This window comes from Pseudomonas sp. PAMC 26793, from assembly GCF_000313235.1.
Classification (GTDB): Bacteria; Pseudomonadota; Gammaproteobacteria; order Pseudomonadales; family Pseudomonadaceae; genus Aquipseudomonas; species Aquipseudomonas yamanorum.
In genome coordinates this window covers 13,077-32,855 of sequence record NZ_AMXG01000054.1, presented here as the reverse complement: position 1 = coordinate 32,855, position 19,779 = coordinate 13,077, and the positions used below count along the sequence as shown (strand labels likewise).

Here is a 19,779-nt window from a genome sequence, read left to right as displayed (position 1 = left end):
CCTATTCGTTGATGCGACGGGCCAGGTTGTTCGCGCTTTCGATCAGTACCCGGCGATAGTCGTTGTAGTTTTTGAGGGCATCGGCCCGTGGGGCGACGATGCACAGGGTCGCAATGCTGATGCCTTGGGCGTCCCGAACCGGGGCGGCAAAGCAGTGGGTAAAGGTGTCGGCGACGCTGTCGAAGGAGAAGAATCCGTCGAGGGTGGCCTGGCGGATTTGCCCGAGGAAGGTTTCCAGAGGCAGGCGCTGACCGTCCGGGAGGATGAAGTCGTCATAGTCGATCAGGTCGATGATTTGCTGGTCGCTCAGGTGGCCCAACAGCAAGCGGCCGGAGGCGGTCCAGGGGATGGGCGCGTTCTCGCCGATGTCTGAGGAAATGCGGAAATGCCGTTCGCCTTCACGCATCAGGGCCACGGTGTATTTGCGCCCATTGAGCAGGCACATCTGGGCGGTTTCGTGGGTCTGGCTGACGATTTCCTGCAGGGCGTGGTCGGCTTCGCGGGTCAGGTCGAAATGGCGCAGGTGGGCCTGGCCGAGGAAGTACAGCTGACGGCCGAGGTAGACGTGACCGTCCTTACCGACGGTTTCGAGGATGCGCCGTTCCAGCAGCGAGGCCACCAGTTCGTAGACCGTGGATTTGGGGCTGCCGATGCCGCTGGCGATATCATTCGGGCGCAGGGGCTGGCCGATCTCCTTGAGGAAATCGAGGATATCGAACGCCCGGTCGAGGCCTTTGGCGCGGCGTTTGATGGTGTCTTCGGTCATGGCAGTCGTCGGTCCCGTTTGAAGATGTAGCTATCAACACAGATCCCCTGTGGGAGCGGGCTTGCTCGCGAAAGCGGTGTGTCAGTGAATACATCTAAAACTGATCCACCGCATTCGCGAGCAAGCCCGCTCCCACATTGGGTCTCCTGTGGTCTCAAGAGACGGGCATTTAGCCTTTTTTCTTGTAGGCCACGCAATCAATCTCAACCTTGCAATCAACCATCATGTTCGCCTGCACACAGGCCCGCGCCGGGGCGTGTTCCGGGTTGAAGTATTCACCGAACACTTTGTTGAAGCTCCAGAAATCCCGTGGGTCTTCCAGCCACACACCGACGCGCACCACGTCTTCCAGGGCGTAGCCGGCTTCTTCGAGAATCGCCACCACGTTGCGCATGGTCTGGTGCGTCTGCTCGACGATGCCGCCGGTGATGATTTCACCGTCCACCGCCGGCACCTGGCCCGACACGTACAACCAGCCATCCGCTTCCACCGCGCGGGCGAAAGGACGAGGCTGGCCGCCGCCGGCCGTAGCGCCGGTGCCGTAACGAGTAATGCTCATAATGGATCTCCTGAAACGAGTGAATTAAAAACGAATGTTCTTGAGAAATTCCGCCAGTCGCGGTGATTGCGGGCGTTCGAAAATGTCTTTCGGCGGCCCCTGTTCTTCAATGCGGCCCTGGTTCATAAAGACGATCTTGTCCGAGACTTCATAGGCAAAACGCATTTCGTGGGTGACCAGCAACATAGTCATGCCCTCTTCCGCCAGGCCCTTGATCACGCTGAGCACTTCGCCCACCAGCTCCGGGTCCAGGGCCGAGGTGACTTCGTCGAACAGCATCAGGCTCGGGTTCATCGCAATCGCCCGGGCAATCGCCACGCGCTGTTGCTGGCCGCCCGACAGTTGGCCCGGGAAGTGATTGCGGCGTTCCAGCAGGCCGACACGGTCCAGCCATTTTTCCGCCAGTGCAACCGCCTCGTCCTTGCCCATCTTCTTGACCTTGAGCAGGCCCAGGGTGACGTTCTGCAAGGCGGTCAGGTGCGGGAACAGGTTGAACTGCTGGAAGGCCATGCCGGTCATCGCGCGGTGTTGGGAAATCACCCGCTCCGGGTGGCGCACGCGCTTGCCGCCAATGTCGCTGTAGCCGATGGACTCGCCGTCGAGGGTGATCTGGCCGCCCTGGAATTCTTCCAGCAGGTTGACGCAGCGCAGCAGCGTGGTCTTGCCTGAGCCGCTGGAGCCGATCAACGTCACGACGTTGCCGCGCTGCAGGCTCAGGTCGACGCCCTTGAGCACTTCCACCGGGCCGTACTGTTTACGCAGGCCGCGAATGTTCAGCAGCGGCTGGCTTTCATTTGAGGATTGGTTCATGGCAACGCCACCCGCTTTTCAATGTAACGCCCCAGTAATTCGATGGCGTAGTTGATGACAAAAAACATAAAGCCTGCGAACAGGTAGAACTCCAGGGTCATGAACGTCCGGGCAATGACCTGTTGGGTGCTGAGGAGCAATTCGGCCACGCCGATCACCGACAGCAAGGTGGACGCCTTGACGATTTCCGTGGACGAGTTGACCCAGGTCGGCAGGATCTGCCGCAGGGCCTGAGGCAACAGCACGTAGCCCAGAGACTGGTAGAACGTCAGGCCGATGGCCTTGCCGGCTTCCAGTTGCCCCTTGGGAATGGCTTGCAACGCACCGCGCACGATTTCCGAAACGTGGGAACCGCAGAACAGCGTCAAGCCCACGGCACCGGCCTGGAACGCGGTGATCTGCCAGCCGAGTGCCGGCAGCATGTAGAAGCATGCCAATACCAGCACAAACACTGGCGTTCCGCGGATCAGGTCGACGTACAGGCGAAACGGTACGCGCATCCAGAATTTGCCGTAGGTCAGGATCAATCCGGCAACGATGCCGATCAGGGTGCCGAAGATGATGGCCAGGGCCGAGCAGTAAACGCTGGTCTGGAACCCCGCCCAGAGGGTTTCCCGGGCGATCCACAACTCATGCAGCCAGCTGGGGGATTCGTACATGGGGGCTCCTTAGCGGCGAATCGCCAAACGCTGTTCCAGGTAACGGAGCAGCATGGCAATGAGGTAACAGGCAGCCACGTAGAGCGCGGTCGTGACCATCCAGGTTTCAATCACCCGGTAGCTTTCGACGTTGATCTTGCGGGCGTAATAGGTCAGCTCCGGCACCGCGATGGCGGCCGCCAGGGAGGTGTCCTTGAACAGCGAGATAAAGTTGTTCGACAGCGCCGGCAACACGTTGCGCAGCATCACCGGCACGGTGATGTACGCGCGGATGCGCCATTCGCCCAGGCCGATGGCCAGGCCCGCTTCACGCAACCCCTTGGGAATGTTCAAGAGGCCTGCGCGGAATACTTCGGTGAGGTAGGCACCGGCGTACAGCGACAGGGTGATGATGAACGAGGGGATCTTGTCCAGCCGGATCCCTAGGCTGGGCAAGGCGAAGTAGATCAACAGGATCAGCACCAGGATCGGGGTGTTGCGGATCACCGTCACATACACCGAGGCCACGATGCGCAGCGCGCGGTGTTTGGACAGCATGGCAAACGCCATCAACAGGCCGATCACGCAACCGATGGCGATGGACAGCAGTGCCAGTTCAAGGCCGAGGCCGAGACCCGCCAGCAAGCTGGGGAAGTCGCGCCACACAGCGGCAAAGTTCAACTGATAGTTCATGGTCAGCAGTACCTGATTGGGGCGCCGTCAGCGACGCCCCCAGTGTTTACGGATTACTTGAACTCAACCGGGAAACCGATCGCAGGCTCTGGCAGATCCACACCGAACCATTGCTTGAACGAGGCCTTGTACATCGGGAACTCCACGCCGGTCATGGCTTCGTGCAGCGCGGTGTTGACGAAGTTCAGCCAGTCCTGGTCGCCACGCTTGACGGCGCACGCGTAGGTCTGCGGGCTCCAGGCGTAGGCCGGGCTGCGGTAGCGGCCCGGGTTTTGCACCATCAGGTACTTGACCGAGGACTGGTCGGTGGCGGCGGTGTCGGCACGGCCGGAGTTCACCGCCTGGTACATCAGGTCGACGCTGTCGTACTGGTCGACCTTGGCTTTAGGCAAGGCCTGGTGCACCAGTTCTTCGGCGTAGACGTTTTGCAGCACGGCCACGGTGACGCTGTCGCCGGCCGCCTGCAGGTCTTCGATTTCCTTGTACTTGCTGTTGGCCGGCAGCAGCAGGCCCACGCCCTCGCGGTAGTACGGCAGGGTGAAGGCCACTTGCTGCGCACGGCTGGCGGTGACGGTGATGAACTGGCAGCTCATGTCGACCTTGTCGGTCAACAGGTTGGGAATCCGGGCATCGGAAGATTGCACCACGTATTCGACTTTGCTCGGGTCGTTGAACAGCCCCTTGGCCACGATGTGGCCGATGTCGATATCAAAACCTTGCAACTTGCCATCCGCTCCCTGGAAGTGCCACGGCGCATTGGTACTGCCTGTACCCACGATCAGGTGCCCACGCTTGAGCACGGTATCGAGCTTGCTGTCCGCCGCCTGCACTACGCTGGCGAGGGAAGCCGATGCGGCGAAGAGAAAAACACACGCTTTGAACACGGAAGGTCGGTGATGCATGACAAGCACTCCAAGGGTTGTGTATTCCGCTATACCGGAACTTAGTATGTAACAACGGAATAGACAGCAGAAAGTGTGCCACACGCAGTAACAGAAAAATATTGCGGGATTAATTTCTTTTTAAATCAACGGGATAAATTTTTATCGGGGATAAGGCACCGGGCCAGCCGCTACAATCGGATTGCTACCGTTGGCTACACACGGGGGCGACAGGCCACATTTGGGTGCGGGTGCGGGTCGTTACCTTGCACACAAGCGGTGCGGCGGCTGAATGGAAGAATCCTGCGGCTGGGCTAGGCTTGGCAGATGATCGGCCCTCCCCAAGGAATGCGCTCAGATGAAGATCAGCCTTGTCCTTATGTTGTTGTCGCTGGCGTTTGCCACCCAGGTGTTCGCCAAGAATGACCGGCGCGAATGCAAGGCCGAGCTGGTCAAGCTCAAGGCGGCGTTCAGTACGAACTACACCACGCAGAATCATCATGGGTATCGTCGGGCGAAGGATGCCAAGGATCAGGGCGACTATAAGCAGTGCGTGGGGTTGGCGAAGAAGGCGCGGGAGCGGGCGGAGCGCTGAAAGCCTTGGGGCTGCTGCGCAGCCCAGCGGGAGCAAGCTCCCTCGCCACAATGGCCGGTTCGACCACATGGAGGTGGGTACCTGTTAGTTTTGACAGTAGACCGTTTTGATCGCCGTAGTTAGCGTGGGGCATGCCCTTTTGCCAAGGAGATCATTATGGGAATTGCAACGGCGGTGATTGCCAATGCCGAGGCGTATCAGCAGGTACTGAAGTCGCATGAAACGGTGTTCATGCTGTTTGTTTCGCAGCATTGCCCGGCCTGCGGGGAAGCCGGGCCACTGTTTGAGCGGATTGCCGGGAAATACGGCAGCACTGTGAAAAGCCTGGTGCTCGACACAGCCCAAACCCCGAGACACCCCGAGGTAACCGGCACTCCCACCCTCCTGGTTTTTCAGAATGGCAAGATGATCAATAAGCTGAAGGGGTTCGACGAAAAAATTCTGAGGGAGACGTTCGCCGAGACCAGAATCAGTCCTCCAACATCAACCGCGCCGTGCCGGAAACACGAATCGAGGCACCCTTCTCATCGGTGATCTGCGCCTGCAATCGCGAACGGCTGCCCATGTCCTCGCCTTGAATGATGTCGATGCGCCCGTTGTGCGGCCAGCCCAAGTCCCGCAGATAGCCGGCAAACGCGGCCGTCGCGGAGCCTGTAGCCGGGTCTTCGTACACGCCGCCTACCGCAAACGGGTTACGGGTGTGGAACAGTGTCGGGCTTTCGGCAAACACCAGCACCACGGTGCCCAAACCGGCATCGGTCATGTAGCGGCGACCGGCTTCCAGTTCATAGTGCATCTGGCTGAGCTTGGCGCGGCTGTCGAGCGCCAGCACCAGGTGGGAAATGCCGGCATGGATGATCGCCGGCGGAATGCTCGGGTCCAGGTCATTGCGGGTGTAACCGAACAGGGTCAGGCCCGCGTCCACCAGTGCATCGTTAGCCGGTGCGCTGCGGGTTGGCGGGGATTGCAGGGCCGCTTCGATCAGGTCGCCTTCGCTACGGCCACTGACGGAAATATCGCCGTTGTTCAAGGTCAGGTGGAATTCGCCATCGCCCAGCGCCAGGCTCAAGGCCGCACCGAGGGCGATGGTGGCGTGCCCGCAAAAGGCGACTTCGGACTCCGGCGCGAAGTACCGCACACGCCAGCCGTCATCCTGCGGGCAGGCGAATACGGTTTCCGAAAACCCGACTTCGTGGGCGATACGCTGCATTTCTGCGGCTTCCGGCAGGTTGTCACCGATCCATACGCCTGCCGGGTTACCGCCCTGGTTACCGTCACAAAATGCAGAAATCTTAAGCACGTCCAAAGTCATTCGGGTAACCCTTCCTTAACGGTTCAATGAGCGCCGATGCTATCCAAAGGCCAGCGCAGCGTCGAATGAAATTCACCCGTCAAAGAGGGACCAGCAACACCTGCGTGACCCGCCGCTCTTCCACCGCCGCCACGGTCAGACGCCAGCCTTCATGCTCCAGGCTATCGCCGACCATCGGCAGGCGATCCAACAGGCTCATCACCATACCGGCCAGCGTCTGGTAATCCTCCGTCGCCACCGCCTTGAAGCCGGTGCGCTGGCGGATCAGGTTAAGGTTCAAGGCACCATTGACCCGGAAACCACCCTCCTCCTCAACGATATCCGGCCCTTCGACTTCACTCGCGTCCGGCAACTCACCGGCGATGGACTCGAGGATGTCGGTCATGCTCAACACCCCGATAAAGTCGCCAAATTCGTTGATCACGAAGGCAATGTGAGTGGATTCCTGACGCATCTGCTCCAGGGCATTGAGAATCGAAAAGCTCTCCAGCAGGTTGACCGCCCGGCGCGCCAGGTGCTCCAGGTTCGGCTCGTTACCGGCCAGGTATTCCTTGAGCAACTCCTTCTTGTGCACAAAGCCCAATGGCTCGTCGACATTACCGTTGCGGATCAAGGGCAGCCGCGAGTAAGACGAATGCATCAGTTTCAGGCGGATCGTGTCGGGATCGTCCGACAGATCTATAGAGTCCACCTTCGCCCGAGGCGTCATCAGGGTACGGATCGGGCGCTCAGCCAGTTGCAGCACGCCACTGATCATCACCCGCTCACGCCGGTCGAACAGCGGCCCGCCGTTGGCATCGGGGTTGTCCAGCAGGTCGGCGACCTCTTCACCCACCTCCTCCACCGCCAGGTTACGCCCGCCGAGCAAACGCATCACCGCATGGGCCGTGCGCTCACGCATCGGCAGCGTGCCTTGAGCCGACTTCTTGCGGCGCGACCGAGCGATCTGGTTGAACACCTCGATCAGGATCGAAAAACCGATGGCCGCGTACAGATAGCCTTTAGGAATGTGGAAGCCCAAACCTTCTGCGGTCAGGGCAAAACCGATCATCATCAAAAAGCCCAGGCACAGCATGATCACCGTCGGGTGGGCGTTGACGAAACGGGTCAGCGGCTTGCTGGCAACGATCATCAGACCGATGGAAATGATCACCGCGATCATCATCACCGCCAGCTCATCCACCATGCCCACGGCGGTAATCACCGCATCGAGGGAGAACACCGCATCCAGCACCACAATCTGCGCAACGATCGGCCAGAACATCGCATAAGCTACGTTGCCAGTGCGCTGGGCCACATGCCCCTCAAGCCGCTCATGCAATTCCATGGTGGCCTTGAACAACAGGAACACACCACCAAACAGCATGATCAAGTCACGGCCCGAGAAACTCTTGTCGAACACCTCGAACAGCGGCTGGGTGAGGGTCACCAACCACGAAATACTTGCCAGCAAGCCCAGGCGCATCAGCAATGCCAGGGACAAACCGATCAAACGCGCACGGTCACGCTGCTCCGGCGGCAACTTGTCCGCCAGGATTGCGATAAACACCAGGTTGTCGATACCCAGCACCAGCTCCAGCACAATCAAAGTCAACAGGCCGAGCCAGGCCGTTGGATCCGCTAACCATTCCATTTTTCAGTATCTCTTCAAGTTTTTCAGAATGCCGGGCACGGCAACGCACGGTCGAGGGACCGGGTAAGGGTAGGCAATCGGAAGACGGGATGCTTGGCCCGGAGGCAGGCGATCAGCGGGAACGGCGACAGTGCATGTCTTGGGGAAAGACGACTGGGAGGCTCCAAGAGGGTGTTCATGTAGGTCCTGTTGTGGAAAAAGGACTTGAATCGTACAGGCGAAATAGGAATTTCTTACAATCTAAAATTATTACAAGATCTGTAGGATCAAGCATTCTGATATTAGGGAGAGTGTCGTGAGCCAACAATTTTTCACTATGATTGGGACGGCCCATAACAAATTTTGAGCATTTGATCGTTCCCACGCTCTGCGTGGGAATGCATACCGTGACGCTCCGCGTCACCCTCTCGCTGGACTTCAGCCAGGCTCGTAGCATCAAGCTTTATCGTCGGGCAGATCCACACGATCTTGCTGCTCTTCACTGATCAGGTATTCAAGAAACGCGGTATACGTCGGCCATGAATCCGGCTCAGTCAACAAGGCCTCCCTACCCAAGCGACATACATCGACGTCGTCACACCAAATCACCCGACCGCCTCCGCCCGAGCAATCCATCACGATCAAACTGGCCGGCGGCTGGGCTAATACCAAAAACTGCCGCGCAAGCCCGGCACGCTCTCGAAGACTTCTGGTTTCATCCAAGACATTCGGCGCAGGCGCCCACCCTATTGCGTGCAAGGGCAAAACGTAGATTCCAGAGCCATCGAAGAACTCGGCAGCCTCACGAAAATCATCCGCAAGCTCCAGGCCAAGGTGGCTCTGCACCTCATCAAGAAACCCAAGCTCAACGGCGCGCGCGCCATTCAAAAGCAAACATTGCTGCCGGATCATTGCCAACGTGGACATCAACACCCGCCCTCGCGTCTAGAGATTTGCCCGCGTGCCAAGAAAGCGCAGATAGCGCCCGTCCTCGCTCTCAAAGATCTCGGCCCCTGCGCCCATGTATGCCCGCATCAATTCATCGGCGGCCAAGTCATCGTGGCCTTGATCCAGCAAAACCTGCCCCAGGCGCAGATGTAAAAACGGATTTCCGAGACCGCCCGGACAGGTCATCGCATAGTCCAAGGCATCCCGGGCTGAGCCGTTGAATCCGGATAAAAAGCATGCATCAGCGATGGCAGCCAATACCCAGGTGGAGGCTTCCCAGTTATTTTTCGGTTCGGGGATCAAAATCCAGGCCTTGTTGTATTGCTCGATGGCCTCTTCATAGCAGCCTTCATCGGCCAATTGATCACCTGCACTGCATAGCGACTGGATCTCTTCGTGCAGAAACGACGCAAGCTCAGTGGTCATGAGGACTCCTCCAGAGATCCATCTGCATCCCAGAACGACCACACCCCAACTTCCTGGCCACGCTCATAAACGCCCTGCGCCGCTACCCGTCCATTGTCGTGGTAGTCCCGCCAGTCACCGTGTTCGGCGCCATCCACGTAATTCCCCTCGGAAGCCAGGTTGCCGTTTGGGTGGTAGGCGCGAAAAAGCCCATGCCGAATCCATTGCGTGCCGTCCTCGGACAGGTAACGCGAATACCTGAATCGAACGTCACCGGTCTCGTAGGGAATTTCCGCTATGTGTAACGCGTTTGGTTTTTCGTCCATGGCAAACCTGCTGCGGTGTGTTGACGTGCTTTCAGACTCTGTTGAGAAAACTGACTTTAGCCGGCGTTGTACGTTTATGCTCGTTATTCAGAACGGCCCCTTCGTCATCACCCGCTCATCAATAAAGCTGCGCAACATCGCAATACGCTCCGTATAGGCTTTGCTGAGGCAACTGACTTGGGCGCCGCACGTATGCCGCTGCTTGAGCCACACAGCCTGATCATCCATCAATGAACCGCGCCCGCCCATAGCCATGAAGTGCCGGTTGAGGTCATAAAGCAGCGCCATGGTCACGTCCTGATCATTCAGGGAGCGCGTGGCACAGATGGTTTTCTCGTCAGCCGCCTTCGCCCGGTCACAGTCAAAACTGGCCGCCAGGCTTGCAGGGCTGAGCCACAACACGGAAAACCCGGCGAGCACTGCGAATACCGCCGGTTTAATCAAACGAACTGCCATGGAAATATTCTCCTGTAGGAGCAAGCTTGCTCGCGATGGTGGTGAACGATGACGCGGGTAGTCTGACACCCAGCGGCGCACTCAAGTTCTTCGCGAGCAAGCTCGCTCCTACAGTAGGCAGTAAGCGGCGCCAATCAGTGAGTTGCGATTTTAAACTTTGCAAATGCATCCAGATAAGCTGCCTTCAATCCCACACTGACGGCATCGAGGGTAGCTGAATTGAAAGCCACTTTATCCCGCTGAATAAGCGTCTGGCCTGCGCCTTTTATCTTGATTCGTGAATGCCCGGCATATTTGACACCGCCGATATAGACCGAAAGTTCTACATCAGTTGCATAGTATTCGGGATCACTCCAGGTTTTTACGAAAACCCGATCAATCTCGACCCGGGTTTTAATGGACGATGCCGAATCAGACCCTATAGCCCGCTTGGTAAAGCCAACCCAATCATCGACAGGAACATTGGCCATCCCCTCGTAGAGGCTGACGATTTCGTGGTTCGCGGCATGCCATACAATCTTGCTTCGCTCAGTGCAGGGCCCACAACGCTCGTAGCCTGAAACCCCGACAATATCCGACTGAACAGCACTGTTCTTAATGCTGGCCAACTCCGCGTCAGAGGTATAAGAAGCGAAGTGCAACTGATTGGTGACGCAACCACCCAGCATCAATAAAACAGCGATCAGCAACCCTGCTTTCATATTAAATCCCTAGAAAAAACCACTGCATTAAGAATGTCGCGCCTACAGAGGGCCGCGAGCCACACCCTGCCCAAACCGATAAATCGCCAGGCAATAACCAATCAACGCCACCGCTGCCAGCAACCCGCCCGCCGCGCCGATCCAGGCGAAACCAAAGTGGCTGCCCACCCAACTGCCCATCAACGCCCCGCCGCCGATACCGATGTTGTAGATCCCGGAAAACATCGCCATCGCCACATCCGTCGCATCCGGCGCCAGCACCAGTACCTTCGATTGCAGCGCCAGGCCAAAGCCCATGATGGCCATGCCCCAGAACACACTCAGGGTCACCAGGTACGACACCTCGCCACTCAGCGGCAACAACAGCGCCAGGCACAGCGCCAGGATTGTCACCGCGCTGATCAGGAAACGATGGGGATTAAAGCGGTGCACCAGGCTGAACAGCAGCGAACCGATGATCCCTGCGCCGCCAAACACCAGCAGGATCAGGGTCACCGTATTGCCACTCATACCGGCAACACCTTCAACAAACGGCTCAACATAGCTGTAGGCGGTGAACTGCGCCGTCACCACCATCGCCGTCAGCACATACAACGCCACCAGCGCCGGGCGTTTGAACAGCAGCGGCAGGCTGCGCAACGAACCGGAGTTCTGGCTCGGCAGCAGCGGTAAGGTGCGCGCCAGCCAGAACACCAGCCCGCCGGCAAACGCGCCGATCACCAGGAAGGTGGTGCGCCAGCCCATGGCTTCACCCAGCAGGCGGCCGAGCGGAATGCCCAACACCATGGCCAGGGAGGTGCCGGTCGCGAGCAAGCCGAGGGCCTGCACCTGCTTGCCCTCCGGTGCCAGGCGCACCGCGAGGGAGGCGGTAATCGACCAGAACAACGCATGGGACAGGGCAATGCCGACCCGGCTGAGCATCAGGATGCCAAAGCTGGTGGCCACGCTGGACAGGATATGGCTGGCGATAAACATGCCGAACAGCACGATCAATAGCTTGCGCCGCTCGACGTTGCGGGTCAGCAGCATCACCGGCAGCGAGGTCAGGGACACGATCCAGGCATAGATGGTCAGCATCAGGCCGACGCTGGCGATGGGCATGTCGAAGCTCGCGCCGATGGCACTCAGCAGGCCGACCGGCACAAATTCGGTGGTATTGAAAACGAAAGCGGCCAACGCGAGAGCGAAGACCGGTTGCCAGTTGGCTTGAGGTGTTGCGGCGGTAATGCTCATTGACAGGTCGTCGTACTCGTTTGCGCGCAGATCAAGCCGGCCCGATGCCGGGCCTTGAGCCGCGCGCAAAAAATAGTAACACGACGGTTCAGGGATCGACCTGCCCCATCAGCTCCGGAATCGATTCCGGACGCTTGGCATACCGCTGGGCCAGCGCCGCACAGACCATCAACTGGATCTGGTGAAACAGCATCAGCGGCAAAATCAACACGCCCATACTCGCCCCGACGAACAGCACCTGGGCCATTGGCACACCCGTGGCCAGGCTTTTCTTCGAGCCGCAGAACAGGATGGTGATCCGGTCTTCCTGGCTGAAACCAAATGCCTTGCCCAGCACCGTGGACGCCACCAGCACCAGCCCCAGCAACACACAGCACGCCACCACCAGGCCGCCCAGCTCCCACAACGGAATCTGGTGCCAGATGCCTTCGTTGACTGCTTCACTGAACGCGCCGTAGACCACCAGCAAAATCGAACCCTGGTCAACGAACTTCAGCCACGACTTGTTACGCCCCACCCACTCGCCGATCCAGCGACGGGCGATTTGCCCGGCGATGAACGGTAACAGCAGTTGCACACTGATTTTCAGGATCGCATCGACGGTGGAACCGCCATCGCCATGCACATTGAGCAGCAAGGTCACCAGCAACGGCGTCAGGAAGATGCCAAACAGGCTCGACGCCGCCGCGCTGCAAATCGCCGCCGCAATGTTGCCCCTGGCCAGGGAGGTAAAGGCAATCGCCGACTGCACAGTGGCGGGCAATGCACACAGATAGAGCATGCCCATGTACAGGTCTTTGCCGATCAGCGGCGACAACACCGGCTTGAGCGCCAGGCCCAGCAACGGAAACAGCACGAAGGTCAGGCTGAACACCAGCAGGTGCAGGCGCCAATGACCCGCACCGGCAACAATGGCCTGGCGCGACAGTTTCGCGCCGTGCAGGAAAAACAGCAGCGCGATGGCCAGGTTGGTCACCCAGCCAAAGGCCACGGCGGTCTGGCCGCTGGCGGGCAGCAGGGACGCGAGGATCACCGTGGCCACCAGGGTCAGGGTGAAGTTGTCAGGTAAAAAGCGTGGGCGGGTCATAGGCCAATCTTCCAGGGGTTGCCAAGAGCATCTTCGCGACTCTAACGTAACGACTTGTTACCGACTAACGCCAATGAGCCAGTAAATGCCGCCTAAAGGACATGACAAAACCGTGCGCCGCAGCGTGCCCGGGCTTTCCAGCCTGCCGAGGCCGGTGTATGGCCGCACCGAATCCCTGCCCAACCGCGCACTCACCCGCCGCCACAGTCACCCGTGGGTGCAGTTGTCCTACGCGATATTCGGGGTGCTGGAGATCCAGACCAGTGCAGGACGCTTCGTCGCGCCACCCCAGCGGGCCGTGTGGATCCCGGCTGGCATGCCGCACCGGGTCTTCAGTTCGCCCCATACCGAGATGCGCAGCTTGTACCTGGATTGCAGCGTCACCGCCTGGGCGGCCGATCGCTGCCAGGTGCTGGCGGTGAGCAGCCTGTTGCGCGAGTTGATTCGCAGCTTCAGCGAATTGCCGGTGGAATACGCCGAGGATGGCCCGGATGGACGGCTGGCCCAAGTGGTGCTGGACCAACTGGCCGCCGCACCCCAAGTCGACCTGATGTTGCCGCTGCCCGCCGACAGCCGCTTGCGCCAGATTTACCGCAGCCTGAACCTGCACCCCGAGCAGCAAACCACCCTGGGGCAGTGGAGTCAGAAACTGGCGGTCAGCGAGAAAACCCTCAGCCGGCTGTTCCTGAGCGACACCGGCCTGACCTTCCGCGCGTGGCGCCAGCGCCTGCGATTGTTAAGCGCCCTGCCCGCCCTGGAACAAGGCGAACGCGTGACCGACGTGGCATTGGCCTGTGGTTACGAGTCCACCTCAGCTTTTATCAACGCCTTCCGCCAGCAGTTCGACGCCACACCCGGCGAGTTCTTTCGCTGATCATCAGACAACAAAGCCCCAAAATGAGAACGGGATCCCCTGTGGGAGCGGGCTTGCTCGCGAATGCGGTGGGTCAGTCGAGACATGTGCTGGCTGACCCACCGCATTCGCGAGCAAGCCCGCTCCCACATTTTTGTGTGCGTTTCAATTCAGAATAGAGTCAGCTCCCGTCACCGCCGTGGGCCTCGTCAAAGAAGTAATCCTTCCAACTCCCCGCCTTGTTCTTCAGCACCCCCAACGCCTGCAATTTCTCCGCATAGACATAGGTACGCTGCGGCACGATGGTGAAGTCGATTTCCGGGTCCTGGACGATCTTCTCCACCAGCGCCAGCGGCAGCTTCGACTGCTCGACACGGATATAGGCCTGGGCCGCTGCCGGTTTGTCAGCCTTGATAATCTTCTCCGCCTCGGCCAACGCGTCATAGAACGCCTTGTAGGTCTTGGGGTTTTCGTCGTGGAATTTCTCGGTGGTGTACAGCACGTTGAACGTGGCCGGGCCGCCGAGGATGTCGTAGGAACTCAGCACCTTGTGCACCTTGGGATTCAACAATTCCTGGTACTGGAACGGCGGGCTGGAAAAGTGCGCATTGATCTCCGAGCCGCCGGCAATCAACGCAGCGGTGGCATCCGGATGCGCCAGGCTGATGGAGATGTCATCGAACTTCTTGTAGTTGGCATCACCGAACTGCTTGGCGGTTTCAATCTGCAAGGTGCGCGACTGGAAGCCCACGCCCGCTGCCGGCACGGCGATGCGGTCTTTTTCGCTGAAGTCCTTGAGGGTTTTCACGTCCGGGTTGTTGGTCAGCAGGTAGTTGGGCATCGACCCCAGCGAGGCGATAGCCTTGACGTTCTGCTTGCCCTTGGTGCGGTCCCACAGCGTCAGCATCGGCGGCACACCCGCCGAGACCACGTCCAGCGCGCCGGCCAGCAACGACTCGTTCATCGCGGTGGCGCCGGAAATGCTGTTCCACTCCACCTTGATGTCCAGGCCCTGTTCCTTGCCGTGTTTCTCGATCAGGTTCTGGTCGCGCACCACGTCGAGGATCAAGTAGCCAATGCCGAACTGCTGGGCGATGCTGATTTTGCCTTCGGCGTGGGCACCAAGGCTGAGGAGCGCACTGGCTGCTGCCAGGAGCGTCAGGGTGGGTCGTTTTATTATCATGAGAACGCTGCCGCGATGTTGAGAAGGGTTGCGAGCGTAACGACCCACGTACGGTGCGAAAAAGAATATCGGGATCTATGGATATACGAAAAACACTGCCCGCCGGCGCCTTCGGCTGGTATCGTGCCGCCCTTGAAAAACCCGCTGCGAGGAAATCGACCTTGAACTCTGACGAAAAAATGACCGGCGACCTGTTCGAAGTGGACAAGCGCCTGTCACTCAAGCCCGTGGTGGACTTCAACAACTACCTGCGCAGCGCCTTCGGCGATGGCCCCTGCACCTGCATCCGCTGCGTCGCCAGCGAAGGCAGCGAGGCCGGTTACGAGTTCCAGCACACCTTCGACTTCGACGGTAAAAAGACCCACCGCCGCTTCGCCTCCACCGCCGGCAGCGACGTGCTGTTGATGCTGAAAAAGGCCTGGTTGTCCTATACCAAGGCCGAGCTGCCGCTGAGTGGCGCGCTGGCCCTGGACACGGTGAAAGAGTTTGTCGAGCCGCAGCTGCACAAGCGCGTGGCGCCGCTGTTCCTGGCCAGTGGGCTGGTCAAGGATGTAGAAGGTGAATGGCGGATGCAGCCGCAGGCAGCGGGCTGATTGCCACCCTCTTCGCCCGCTACCGCTGGGTGTGCTGCCAGTTCTTGTAGACAAATTCCAGGCTGTAGCCGTCGGGGTCCAGCACATTGGCGGCGTAGTAGTTCGGGTCATAGTGCAAACGTGCACCCGGTGCGCCGTTGTCGACAGCCCCTGCATTGATGGCCGCCAAGTAGGCCGCATCGACCTCGACCCGGCTGCCGGCGACAAACCCCACGTGCACCGACCTGCCCTCAACCACGCCCTCGCGCAACCAGAAGAAGATCCGCCCATTGGCGCCAAACCCTTTGAGGTCCGGATGGCCGGGTGGGCCGTCCTTGCCGTCGTAGTCGTGGCGCGTGGTGATGCCCAGCGGTGTGAGTGCCGCCTGGTAGAAATCGATAGAGCGTTGAACGTCGCTGACCGACAAAAAGACATGATCCAGCATGCTGTAGCCTCGCTTTTCAGATGATGTAACCGCCCGCGACCTCGATCGTCTGGGCATTGATCCAGCGGCCTTCTTCAGACAGCAACATGGCGATCACGCGCGCCACATCCTCAGGCTCGCCCACTCGGCCGAGGGCCGTTTGGGAAGCCAGCAGCGCTTCGAACTCGTCATTGAGCCCGCCGCCCAGTTCGGTGCGGATGGCTCCCGGAGAGACGGCATTCGCACGGATCTGCCGCTCGCCAAACTCCTTGGCCATGTAACGGGTCAGTACATCCAGCGCGCCCTTGAAGGCTGCATAAGGTGCTACGCCGGCGGTGGCCACACGGGTCGTCGCGCTGGTGAGGTTGACGATGCAGGCGTGGGCTTGCAGCAGCGGCAACAGGGTTTGAGTCAGGAAAAACGGCCCTTTGAGGTGCACATTCAGCAGGCCGTCGAACTGGGCCTCGGTGACCGACTCCAGGGGATTGAACAGGCCATAACCGGCATTATTCACCAGCCCACTCAAGCCACTTACGCCCCAGGTCGCCGACAACGCCCGTTTTACCGCCTCGGCAAAACCCTCGAAGGCGCCGACGTCAGCTACATCCAATGGCAGCGCGACCGCCTTGCCGCCTGCAACCTCAATCTTCTGCACTACGGCGTGTGCGGCCTCTGGATGGCTGTTGTAGGTCAGGATCACGCCCATGCCTTGCCGGGCACACAACTCTGCAGTGCTGGCACCAATGCCACGGCTGCCGCCGGTGATAAGGATAACGCCCATGTGTGGCTCCACTGCTTGCTCAAATGAGTCACCACAGTAGGCCTGCGCGCCTGCGCCGGCGCGGCGGTTCCTGCTCGAAACCTGCCTGTTTCTGCTTTTTGCTTGCACAGGGCCCACCTGGGCGCTCAGCATGCCCGGCATGAACACACAACTGATCGAACTGCGTGCCTTGGCCGCCAAGGCCGAAAACCGCCGCACTGAAACGGGTATCCCGCGGGTGGCCATGGTCCAGGGCGCGATTCCCGAGCATATGCTGGCCGCCGTGTATGACCCGATGATCAACCTGATCCTGCAGGGCAGCAAATCCATGACCGTGGGCGACCGCACCCTGCGGTACGACCCGGCGACGTATTTCGTGATGTCCATCGAGCTGCCCGCCGTGGGCACCGTGCACCCGGCGGCGACCGGTGAACCCTACCTGGCGGTCAGCCTGACACTGGACCCGACGGTGCTCGCGACGCTGCTGAGCGACTTGCCCGAACCTGCCGGGCGCTACGACCACGATGCCGGCTTTTCCGTGGCCGCCGTCACCCCCGAACTGATGGACGCCTGGCTGCGCATGCTGCGGCTGATGGGCAACCCCGAGGCGATCGCCGCCCTCGCGCCGGTTTACGAGCGCGAGATTCTCTACCGTGTACTGCAAGGCCCCCACGGCTGGATGCTGCGTGAAATCGCCGCGCCGGACACCGCCATGGCTCGGGTGAGCCAGGCCATCCAGCGGATTCGCCGGGACTTCGCCGAACCGATCCGGGTAGAAGCCCTGGCGCAGAAAGCCGCGATGAGCGTGTCGGCCTTCCACCGCCACTTCAAGGCCGTCACCAACCTGAGCCCGTTGCAGTATCAAAAACGCGTGCGCTTGCTGCAGGCCCGCACGTTGATGGTGGCCAGCGCCAAAAACGTCACCAGCGCCGCCTTCGAAGTCGGCTATGAGAGCGCCACCCAGTTCAGCCGCGATTACGCCCGAGTGTTCGGCCTGCCACCGGCACGGGATGCGGCGCGAATCCTGGGGGAAAACCGGGGCCCGAAGGCGAACTGACAACAACGTGCTAGCCTGCCTTCGCACGCCCCCACGACAAGGAGTTGCCGATGGCCGAGCCAAGCAAAAAGATGAGCCTGATGGGCCTGACCACCCTGGTGGCGATCAACATGATGGGCTCGGGCATCATCATGCTGCCCGCCAGCATGGCGCAGTTGGGCGCGATCTCGCTGCTGTCGTGGCTGATCACCGCCGTGGGCTCGATGGCGATCGCGTACTGCTTTGCCCAGTGCGGCCTGTTCTGTACCCGCACCGGCGGCATGTCGGCCTACACCGAAGAGGCCCACGGCAAGTCCGGGTTCTTCCTCTGTTCGTTCCTGTATTTCCTGTCGCTGATCATCGCCAATGTGGCGATTGCGATTTCGGCGGTGGGCTATCTGTCGTCCTTCATCCCGTGGCTGGGCAGCGGGCCGATCCCGTTGTTTATCGGTACCCTCGCGCTGATCTGGCTGACCACCGCGGCCAACTTCGGCGGCCCGCGCCTGACCGGCCGTATCGGCGTGGTCACCGTGTGGGGCGTGATCATTCCCGTGGCGGGACTGAGTGTGATCGGCTGGTTCTATTTCAAGACCGAGGTGTTCAGCGACGCCTGGAACCCCAACCAGCTGCAACTGTGGGATGCGATTGGCGCGAGTATCCCGTTGACCCTCTGGGCGTTCCTCGGCATGGAGTCTGCCGCCCAGGGCTATGACGCGGTGGAAGATCCCAAGCGCACCGTACCGCTGGCCTGCCTGTTGGGCACCCTCGGCGCGGCGCTGGTGTATGTACTGTCCACCAGCGTGATCCAGGGCATCGTGCCCAATGCTGAACTGGCCGAGTCTTCAGCGCCGTTTGCCCTGGTGTATGCGCAGATCTTCACGCCGCTGGTGGGCGATATCATCATGGCGCTGGCGGTGGTGGCGTGCATAGGTTCGCTGCTGGGCTGGCAATTTACCTTGGCGCAAACGGCCAAGATGTCGGCGGACCAGCGTCTGTTTCCGCATTTCTTCAGCCGGGTGACCCGCGCCCAGGCTCCCGTGTTAGGGCTGATTGCCTGCGCGGCGTTGCAGAGTCTGATTGCCTTGTCGACCATCTCGCCCACCGCCAGCGCGCAATTCGGCAAGCTGGTGAATCTGGCGGTGGTGACTAATTTGATTCCTTACGTCACTGCGCTGACCGGGTTGCTGGTGATGATGCACAAGGCGCGGGTGGCGGCCTCGATTTATGCACGCAATACCACGGTGTTGCTGATTGCCGTGGGGTATTCGCTGTATGCGATTTATGCCTGTGGTGAGGAGGCGGTGTTTGGTGCGACGCTGGTGTTGGCGTTTGGGTATCTGTTGTATGGGTTTTTGGCGCGGCGGTTTGTTACGGCCGGTGGGGGGTGAATATCCGTTATTTAGGTGATGGCCGCTTATGGTTCCGCTCTTACAGCGGCTCACTTTTGAAGAGCGCAAAAGTAAGCAAAACGCTCTTGCCCCACCACTCGGCACCTCGCCTAGGCTCGGTGTGCCCACTCCGGCTTTGGACCGTGGGCCGCCGCGATGGGCCATCCTTGGCCCAGCGCGGCTAACCTGGCGTCCTGCCAGGTTACCCACGCTCCAAAGCCTGCGTTCGGCCAGCGTGGTTTAACGGGGCGCCTAAGATCAAGATCAAAAGCAAAGCAAAAGCACAGCGGCCTACCGGCCGGCTTGAGTGTGAAGAGCAAAATCAAAAGCTAAAGCGGGCACGGTCAAAAATGTGGGAGCGGGCTTGCTCGCGAAGGTCGTTAACGATGACGTGGGCATTCTGGATGAACGCGGCGCTCTCAGGTTTTTCGCGAGCAAGCCCGCTCCCACAGAAAAGCAGCTCTGTTTTCGCTCTGGATTTTGCTTTTAACACTCAAGCCGGCCGGTAGGCCGCTGTGCTTTTGCTTTTGATCTGACTGCC

Annotated in this window: 24 protein-coding genes and 1 pseudogene; 7 read left to right on the top strand and 18 right to left on the bottom strand. The window is 60.0% G+C overall.

Going from position 1 to position 19,779, the window contains the following annotated elements:
* Nucleotide 1 precedes the first annotated feature (1 nt).
* From D109_RS0127990 to D109_RS0127965, 6 genes are all read right to left on the bottom strand, one after another.
* Nucleotides 2–766 (bottom strand): IclR family transcriptional regulator, encoded by a 765-nt coding sequence (locus tag D109_RS0127990; protein ID WP_017479820.1) that lies wholly within the window; start codon nucleotides 764–766, stop codon nucleotides 2–4.
* A 169-nt stretch (nucleotides 767–935) separates the two neighbouring features.
* Nucleotides 936–1,325 (bottom strand): RidA family protein, encoded by a 390-nt coding sequence (locus D109_RS0127985; protein WP_003208000.1) that lies wholly within the window; start codon nucleotides 1,323–1,325, stop codon nucleotides 936–938.
* Between the two features lie 24 nt (nucleotides 1,326–1,349).
* Entirely contained in the window at nucleotides 1,350–2,135 is a 786-nt protein-coding gene (locus D109_RS0127980; RefSeq protein WP_017479819.1) for an amino acid ABC transporter ATP-binding protein, read from the bottom strand.
* Entirely contained in the window at nucleotides 2,132–2,794 is a 663-nt protein-coding gene (locus D109_RS0127975; RefSeq protein ID WP_017479818.1) for an amino acid ABC transporter permease, read from the bottom strand. The genes D109_RS0127980 and D109_RS0127975 overlap by 4 nt, the downstream gene beginning before the upstream one ends.
* A 9-nt stretch (nucleotides 2,795–2,803) precedes the next feature.
* The gene (locus D109_RS0127970) at nucleotides 2,804–3,466 is read right to left on the bottom strand and encodes an amino acid ABC transporter permease (RefSeq protein WP_003207993.1); all 663 of its coding nucleotides are present in this window, start codon (nucleotides 3,464–3,466) and stop codon (nucleotides 2,804–2,806) included.
* Nucleotides 3,467–3,519: 53 nt separating this feature from the next.
* Nucleotides 3,520–4,368: a transporter substrate-binding domain-containing protein gene (locus tag D109_RS0127965; RefSeq protein ID WP_017479817.1), complete on the bottom strand. Its 849-nt coding sequence runs from the start codon at nucleotides 4,366–4,368 to the stop codon at nucleotides 3,520–3,522.
* A 337-nt stretch (nucleotides 4,369–4,705) separates the two neighbouring features.
* Here D109_RS0127965 and D109_RS0127960 point away from each other — a divergent pair, with 337 nt between their 5' ends.
* Together D109_RS0127960 and D109_RS1000000133425 are read left to right on the top strand one after the other, a co-directional pair.
* Nucleotides 4,706–4,942, top strand: a complete 237-nt coding sequence (locus D109_RS0127960; RefSeq protein ID WP_017479816.1) for a hypothetical protein — start codon at nucleotides 4,706–4,708, stop codon at nucleotides 4,940–4,942.
* A gap of 156 nt (nucleotides 4,943–5,098) precedes the next feature.
* On the top strand, nucleotides 5,099–5,476 hold the full coding sequence (locus tag D109_RS1000000133425; RefSeq protein ID WP_081585412.1) for a co-chaperone YbbN: 378 nt from the start codon (nucleotides 5,099–5,101) through the stop codon (nucleotides 5,474–5,476).
* Here the strand turns inward: D109_RS1000000133425 and D109_RS0127955 are convergent.
* The 6 genes from D109_RS0127955 to D109_RS0127930 form a co-directional block, all read right to left on the bottom strand.
* Complete coding sequence (locus D109_RS0127955; protein ID WP_017479815.1) at nucleotides 5,412–6,254, bottom strand: PhzF family phenazine biosynthesis protein; 843 nt, start codon at nucleotides 6,252–6,254, stop codon at nucleotides 5,412–5,414. The genes D109_RS1000000133425 and D109_RS0127955 overlap by 65 nt on opposite strands.
* A 79-nt stretch (nucleotides 6,255–6,333) precedes the next feature.
* Nucleotides 6,334–7,887, bottom strand: a complete 1,554-nt coding sequence (locus D109_RS0127950; protein ID WP_017479814.1) for a TerC family protein — start codon at nucleotides 7,885–7,887, stop codon at nucleotides 6,334–6,336.
* Between the two features lie 435 nt (nucleotides 7,888–8,322).
* Nucleotides 8,323–8,793 (bottom strand): hypothetical protein, encoded by a 471-nt coding sequence (locus D109_RS0127945; RefSeq protein ID WP_017479813.1) that lies wholly within the window; start codon nucleotides 8,791–8,793, stop codon nucleotides 8,323–8,325.
* A gap of 18 nt (nucleotides 8,794–8,811) precedes the next feature.
* A complete protein-coding gene (locus D109_RS0127940; protein ID WP_017479812.1) occupies nucleotides 8,812–9,240 on the bottom strand; it encodes a hypothetical protein in 429 nt (142 codons plus the stop codon).
* On the bottom strand, nucleotides 9,237–9,440 hold the full coding sequence (locus D109_RS0127935) for a toxin-antitoxin system YwqK family antitoxin (RefSeq protein WP_371103598.1): 204 nt from the start codon (nucleotides 9,438–9,440) through the stop codon (nucleotides 9,237–9,239). Before D109_RS0127935 ends, D109_RS0127940 begins: the two co-directional genes overlap by 4 nt.
* 192 nt (nucleotides 9,441–9,632) lie before the next feature.
* On the bottom strand, nucleotides 9,633–10,001 hold the full coding sequence (locus D109_RS0127930) for a lysozyme inhibitor LprI family protein (RefSeq protein ID WP_017479810.1): 369 nt from the start codon (nucleotides 9,999–10,001) through the stop codon (nucleotides 9,633–9,635).
* Between the two features lie 35 nt (nucleotides 10,002–10,036).
* On the opposite strand from D109_RS0127930, the pseudogene D109_RS1000000135080 reads away from it, so the two are divergent.
* A pseudogene (locus D109_RS1000000135080) lies at nucleotides 10,037–10,117 on the top strand (outer membrane lipoprotein carrier protein LolA); the annotation flags it as partial.
* An 18-nt stretch (nucleotides 10,118–10,135) separates the two neighbouring features.
* Here D109_RS1000000135080 and D109_RS0127925 read toward each other — a convergent pair.
* The 3 genes from D109_RS0127925 to D109_RS0127915 all read right to left on the bottom strand — a co-directional run bounded on the left by D109_RS0127925 (nucleotide 10,136) and on the right by D109_RS0127915 (nucleotide 13,022).
* On the bottom strand, nucleotides 10,136–10,702 hold the full coding sequence (locus D109_RS0127925; protein WP_017479809.1) for a hypothetical protein: 567 nt from the start codon (nucleotides 10,700–10,702) through the stop codon (nucleotides 10,136–10,138).
* Nucleotides 10,703–10,744: 42 nt separating this feature from the next.
* The gene (locus tag D109_RS0127920; RefSeq protein WP_017479808.1) at nucleotides 10,745–11,935 is read right to left on the bottom strand and encodes a sugar transporter; all 1,191 of its coding nucleotides are present in this window, start codon (nucleotides 11,933–11,935) and stop codon (nucleotides 10,745–10,747) included.
* Between the two features lie 88 nt (nucleotides 11,936–12,023).
* Nucleotides 12,024–13,022, bottom strand: a complete 999-nt coding sequence (locus tag D109_RS0127915) for a bile acid:sodium symporter family protein (RefSeq protein ID WP_017479807.1) — start codon at nucleotides 13,020–13,022, stop codon at nucleotides 12,024–12,026.
* An 85-nt stretch (nucleotides 13,023–13,107) separates the two neighbouring features.
* Between D109_RS0127915 and D109_RS0127910 the strand changes: the two genes are divergently transcribed.
* Nucleotides 13,108–13,896, top strand: a complete 789-nt coding sequence (locus tag D109_RS0127910; protein WP_017479806.1) for a helix-turn-helix domain-containing protein — start codon at nucleotides 13,108–13,110, stop codon at nucleotides 13,894–13,896.
* 160 nt (nucleotides 13,897–14,056) lie between these two features.
* On the opposite strand, the gene D109_RS0127905 is transcribed toward D109_RS0127910, so the two are convergent.
* On the bottom strand, nucleotides 14,057–15,058 hold the full coding sequence (locus D109_RS0127905; protein WP_017479805.1) for an ABC transporter substrate-binding protein: 1,002 nt from the start codon (nucleotides 15,056–15,058) through the stop codon (nucleotides 14,057–14,059).
* Nucleotides 15,059–15,219: 161 nt separating this feature from the next.
* Here D109_RS0127905 and D109_RS0127900 point away from each other — a divergent pair, with 161 nt between their 5' ends.
* Nucleotides 15,220–15,651, top strand: coding sequence for a hypothetical protein (locus D109_RS0127900; RefSeq protein WP_017479804.1), 432 nt, complete (start codon nucleotides 15,220–15,222; stop codon nucleotides 15,649–15,651).
* A 19-nt stretch (nucleotides 15,652–15,670) separates the two neighbouring features.
* Here the strand turns inward: D109_RS0127900 and D109_RS0127895 are convergent, their stop codons facing one another.
* Nucleotides 15,671–16,075 carry a VOC family protein gene (locus tag D109_RS0127895; protein ID WP_017479803.1) on the bottom strand — a complete coding sequence of 135 codons (405 nt, stop codon included), beginning with the start codon at nucleotides 16,073–16,075 and terminating at the stop codon, nucleotides 15,671–15,673.
* Nucleotides 16,076–16,091: 16 nt separating this feature from the next.
* Nucleotides 16,092–16,835, bottom strand: a complete 744-nt coding sequence (locus tag D109_RS0127890; RefSeq protein WP_017479802.1) for an SDR family NAD(P)-dependent oxidoreductase — start codon at nucleotides 16,833–16,835, stop codon at nucleotides 16,092–16,094.
* 139 nt (nucleotides 16,836–16,974) lie between these two features.
* Here D109_RS0127890 and D109_RS0127885 point away from each other — a divergent pair, with 139 nt between their 5' ends.
* Together D109_RS0127885 and potE are read left to right on the top strand one after the other, a co-directional pair.
* Nucleotides 16,975–17,871: an AraC family transcriptional regulator gene (locus D109_RS0127885; RefSeq protein WP_017479801.1), complete on the top strand. Its 897-nt coding sequence runs from the start codon at nucleotides 16,975–16,977 to the stop codon at nucleotides 17,869–17,871.
* A 50-nt stretch (nucleotides 17,872–17,921) separates the two neighbouring features.
* A complete protein-coding gene (potE, locus tag D109_RS0127880) occupies nucleotides 17,922–19,238 on the top strand; it encodes a putrescine-ornithine antiporter (protein ID WP_017479800.1) in 1,317 nt (438 codons plus the stop codon).
* The last annotated feature ends 541 nt before the right edge of the window (nucleotides 19,239–19,779 follow it).

Coding starts and splice junctions, on each gene's coding strand:
- D109_RS1000000133425 (WP_081585412.1), top strand. CDS start 5,099: ATGGGAATTGCAACGGCGGTGATTGCCAATGCCGAGGCGTATCAGCAG.
- D109_RS0127915 (WP_017479807.1), bottom strand. CDS start 13,022: ATGACCCGCCCACGCTTTTTACCTGACAACTTCACCCTGACCCTGGTG.
- potE (WP_017479800.1), top strand. CDS start 17,922: ATGGCCGAGCCAAGCAAAAAGATGAGCCTGATGGGCCTGACCACCCTG.
- D109_RS0127945 (WP_017479813.1), bottom strand. CDS start 8,793: ATGTCCACGTTGGCAATGATCCGGCAGCAATGTTTGCTTTTGAATGGC.
- D109_RS0127985 (WP_003208000.1), bottom strand. CDS start 1,325: ATGAGCATTACTCGTTACGGCACCGGCGCTACGGCCGGCGGCGGCCAG.
- D109_RS0127970 (WP_003207993.1), bottom strand. CDS start 3,466: ATGAACTATCAGTTGAACTTTGCCGCTGTGTGGCGCGACTTCCCCAGC.
- D109_RS0127965 (WP_017479817.1), bottom strand. CDS start 4,368: ATGCATCACCGACCTTCCGTGTTCAAAGCGTGTGTTTTTCTCTTCGCC.
- D109_RS0127940 (WP_017479812.1), bottom strand. CDS start 9,240: ATGACCACTGAGCTTGCGTCGTTTCTGCACGAAGAGATCCAGTCGCTA.
- D109_RS0127975 (WP_017479818.1), bottom strand. CDS start 2,794: ATGTACGAATCCCCCAGCTGGCTGCATGAGTTGTGGATCGCCCGGGAA.
- D109_RS0127895 (WP_017479803.1), bottom strand. CDS start 16,075: ATGCTGGATCATGTCTTTTTGTCGGTCAGCGACGTTCAACGCTCTATC.
- D109_RS0127950 (WP_017479814.1), bottom strand. CDS start 7,887: ATGGAATGGTTAGCGGATCCAACGGCCTGGCTCGGCCTGTTGACTTTG.
- D109_RS0127920 (WP_017479808.1), bottom strand. CDS start 11,935: ATGAGCATTACCGCCGCAACACCTCAAGCCAACTGGCAACCGGTCTTC.
- D109_RS0127990 (WP_017479820.1), bottom strand. CDS start 766: ATGACCGAAGACACCATCAAACGCCGCGCCAAAGGCCTCGACCGGGCG.
- D109_RS0127980 (WP_017479819.1), bottom strand. CDS start 2,135: ATGAACCAATCCTCAAATGAAAGCCAGCCGCTGCTGAACATTCGCGGC.
- D109_RS0127930 (WP_017479810.1), bottom strand. CDS start 10,001: ATGGCAGTTCGTTTGATTAAACCGGCGGTATTCGCAGTGCTCGCCGGG.
- D109_RS0127885 (WP_017479801.1), top strand. CDS start 16,975: ATGAACACACAACTGATCGAACTGCGTGCCTTGGCCGCCAAGGCCGAA.
- D109_RS0127955 (WP_017479815.1), bottom strand. CDS start 6,254: ATGACTTTGGACGTGCTTAAGATTTCTGCATTTTGTGACGGTAACCAG.
- D109_RS0127890 (WP_017479802.1), bottom strand. CDS start 16,835: ATGGGCGTTATCCTTATCACCGGCGGCAGCCGTGGCATTGGTGCCAGC.
- D109_RS0127925 (WP_017479809.1), bottom strand. CDS start 10,702: ATGAAAGCAGGGTTGCTGATCGCTGTTTTATTGATGCTGGGTGGTTGC.
- D109_RS0127910 (WP_017479806.1), top strand. CDS start 13,108: ATGCCGCCTAAAGGACATGACAAAACCGTGCGCCGCAGCGTGCCCGGG.
- D109_RS0127905 (WP_017479805.1), bottom strand. CDS start 15,058: ATGATAATAAAACGACCCACCCTGACGCTCCTGGCAGCAGCCAGTGCG.
- D109_RS0127960 (WP_017479816.1), top strand. CDS start 4,706: ATGAAGATCAGCCTTGTCCTTATGTTGTTGTCGCTGGCGTTTGCCACC.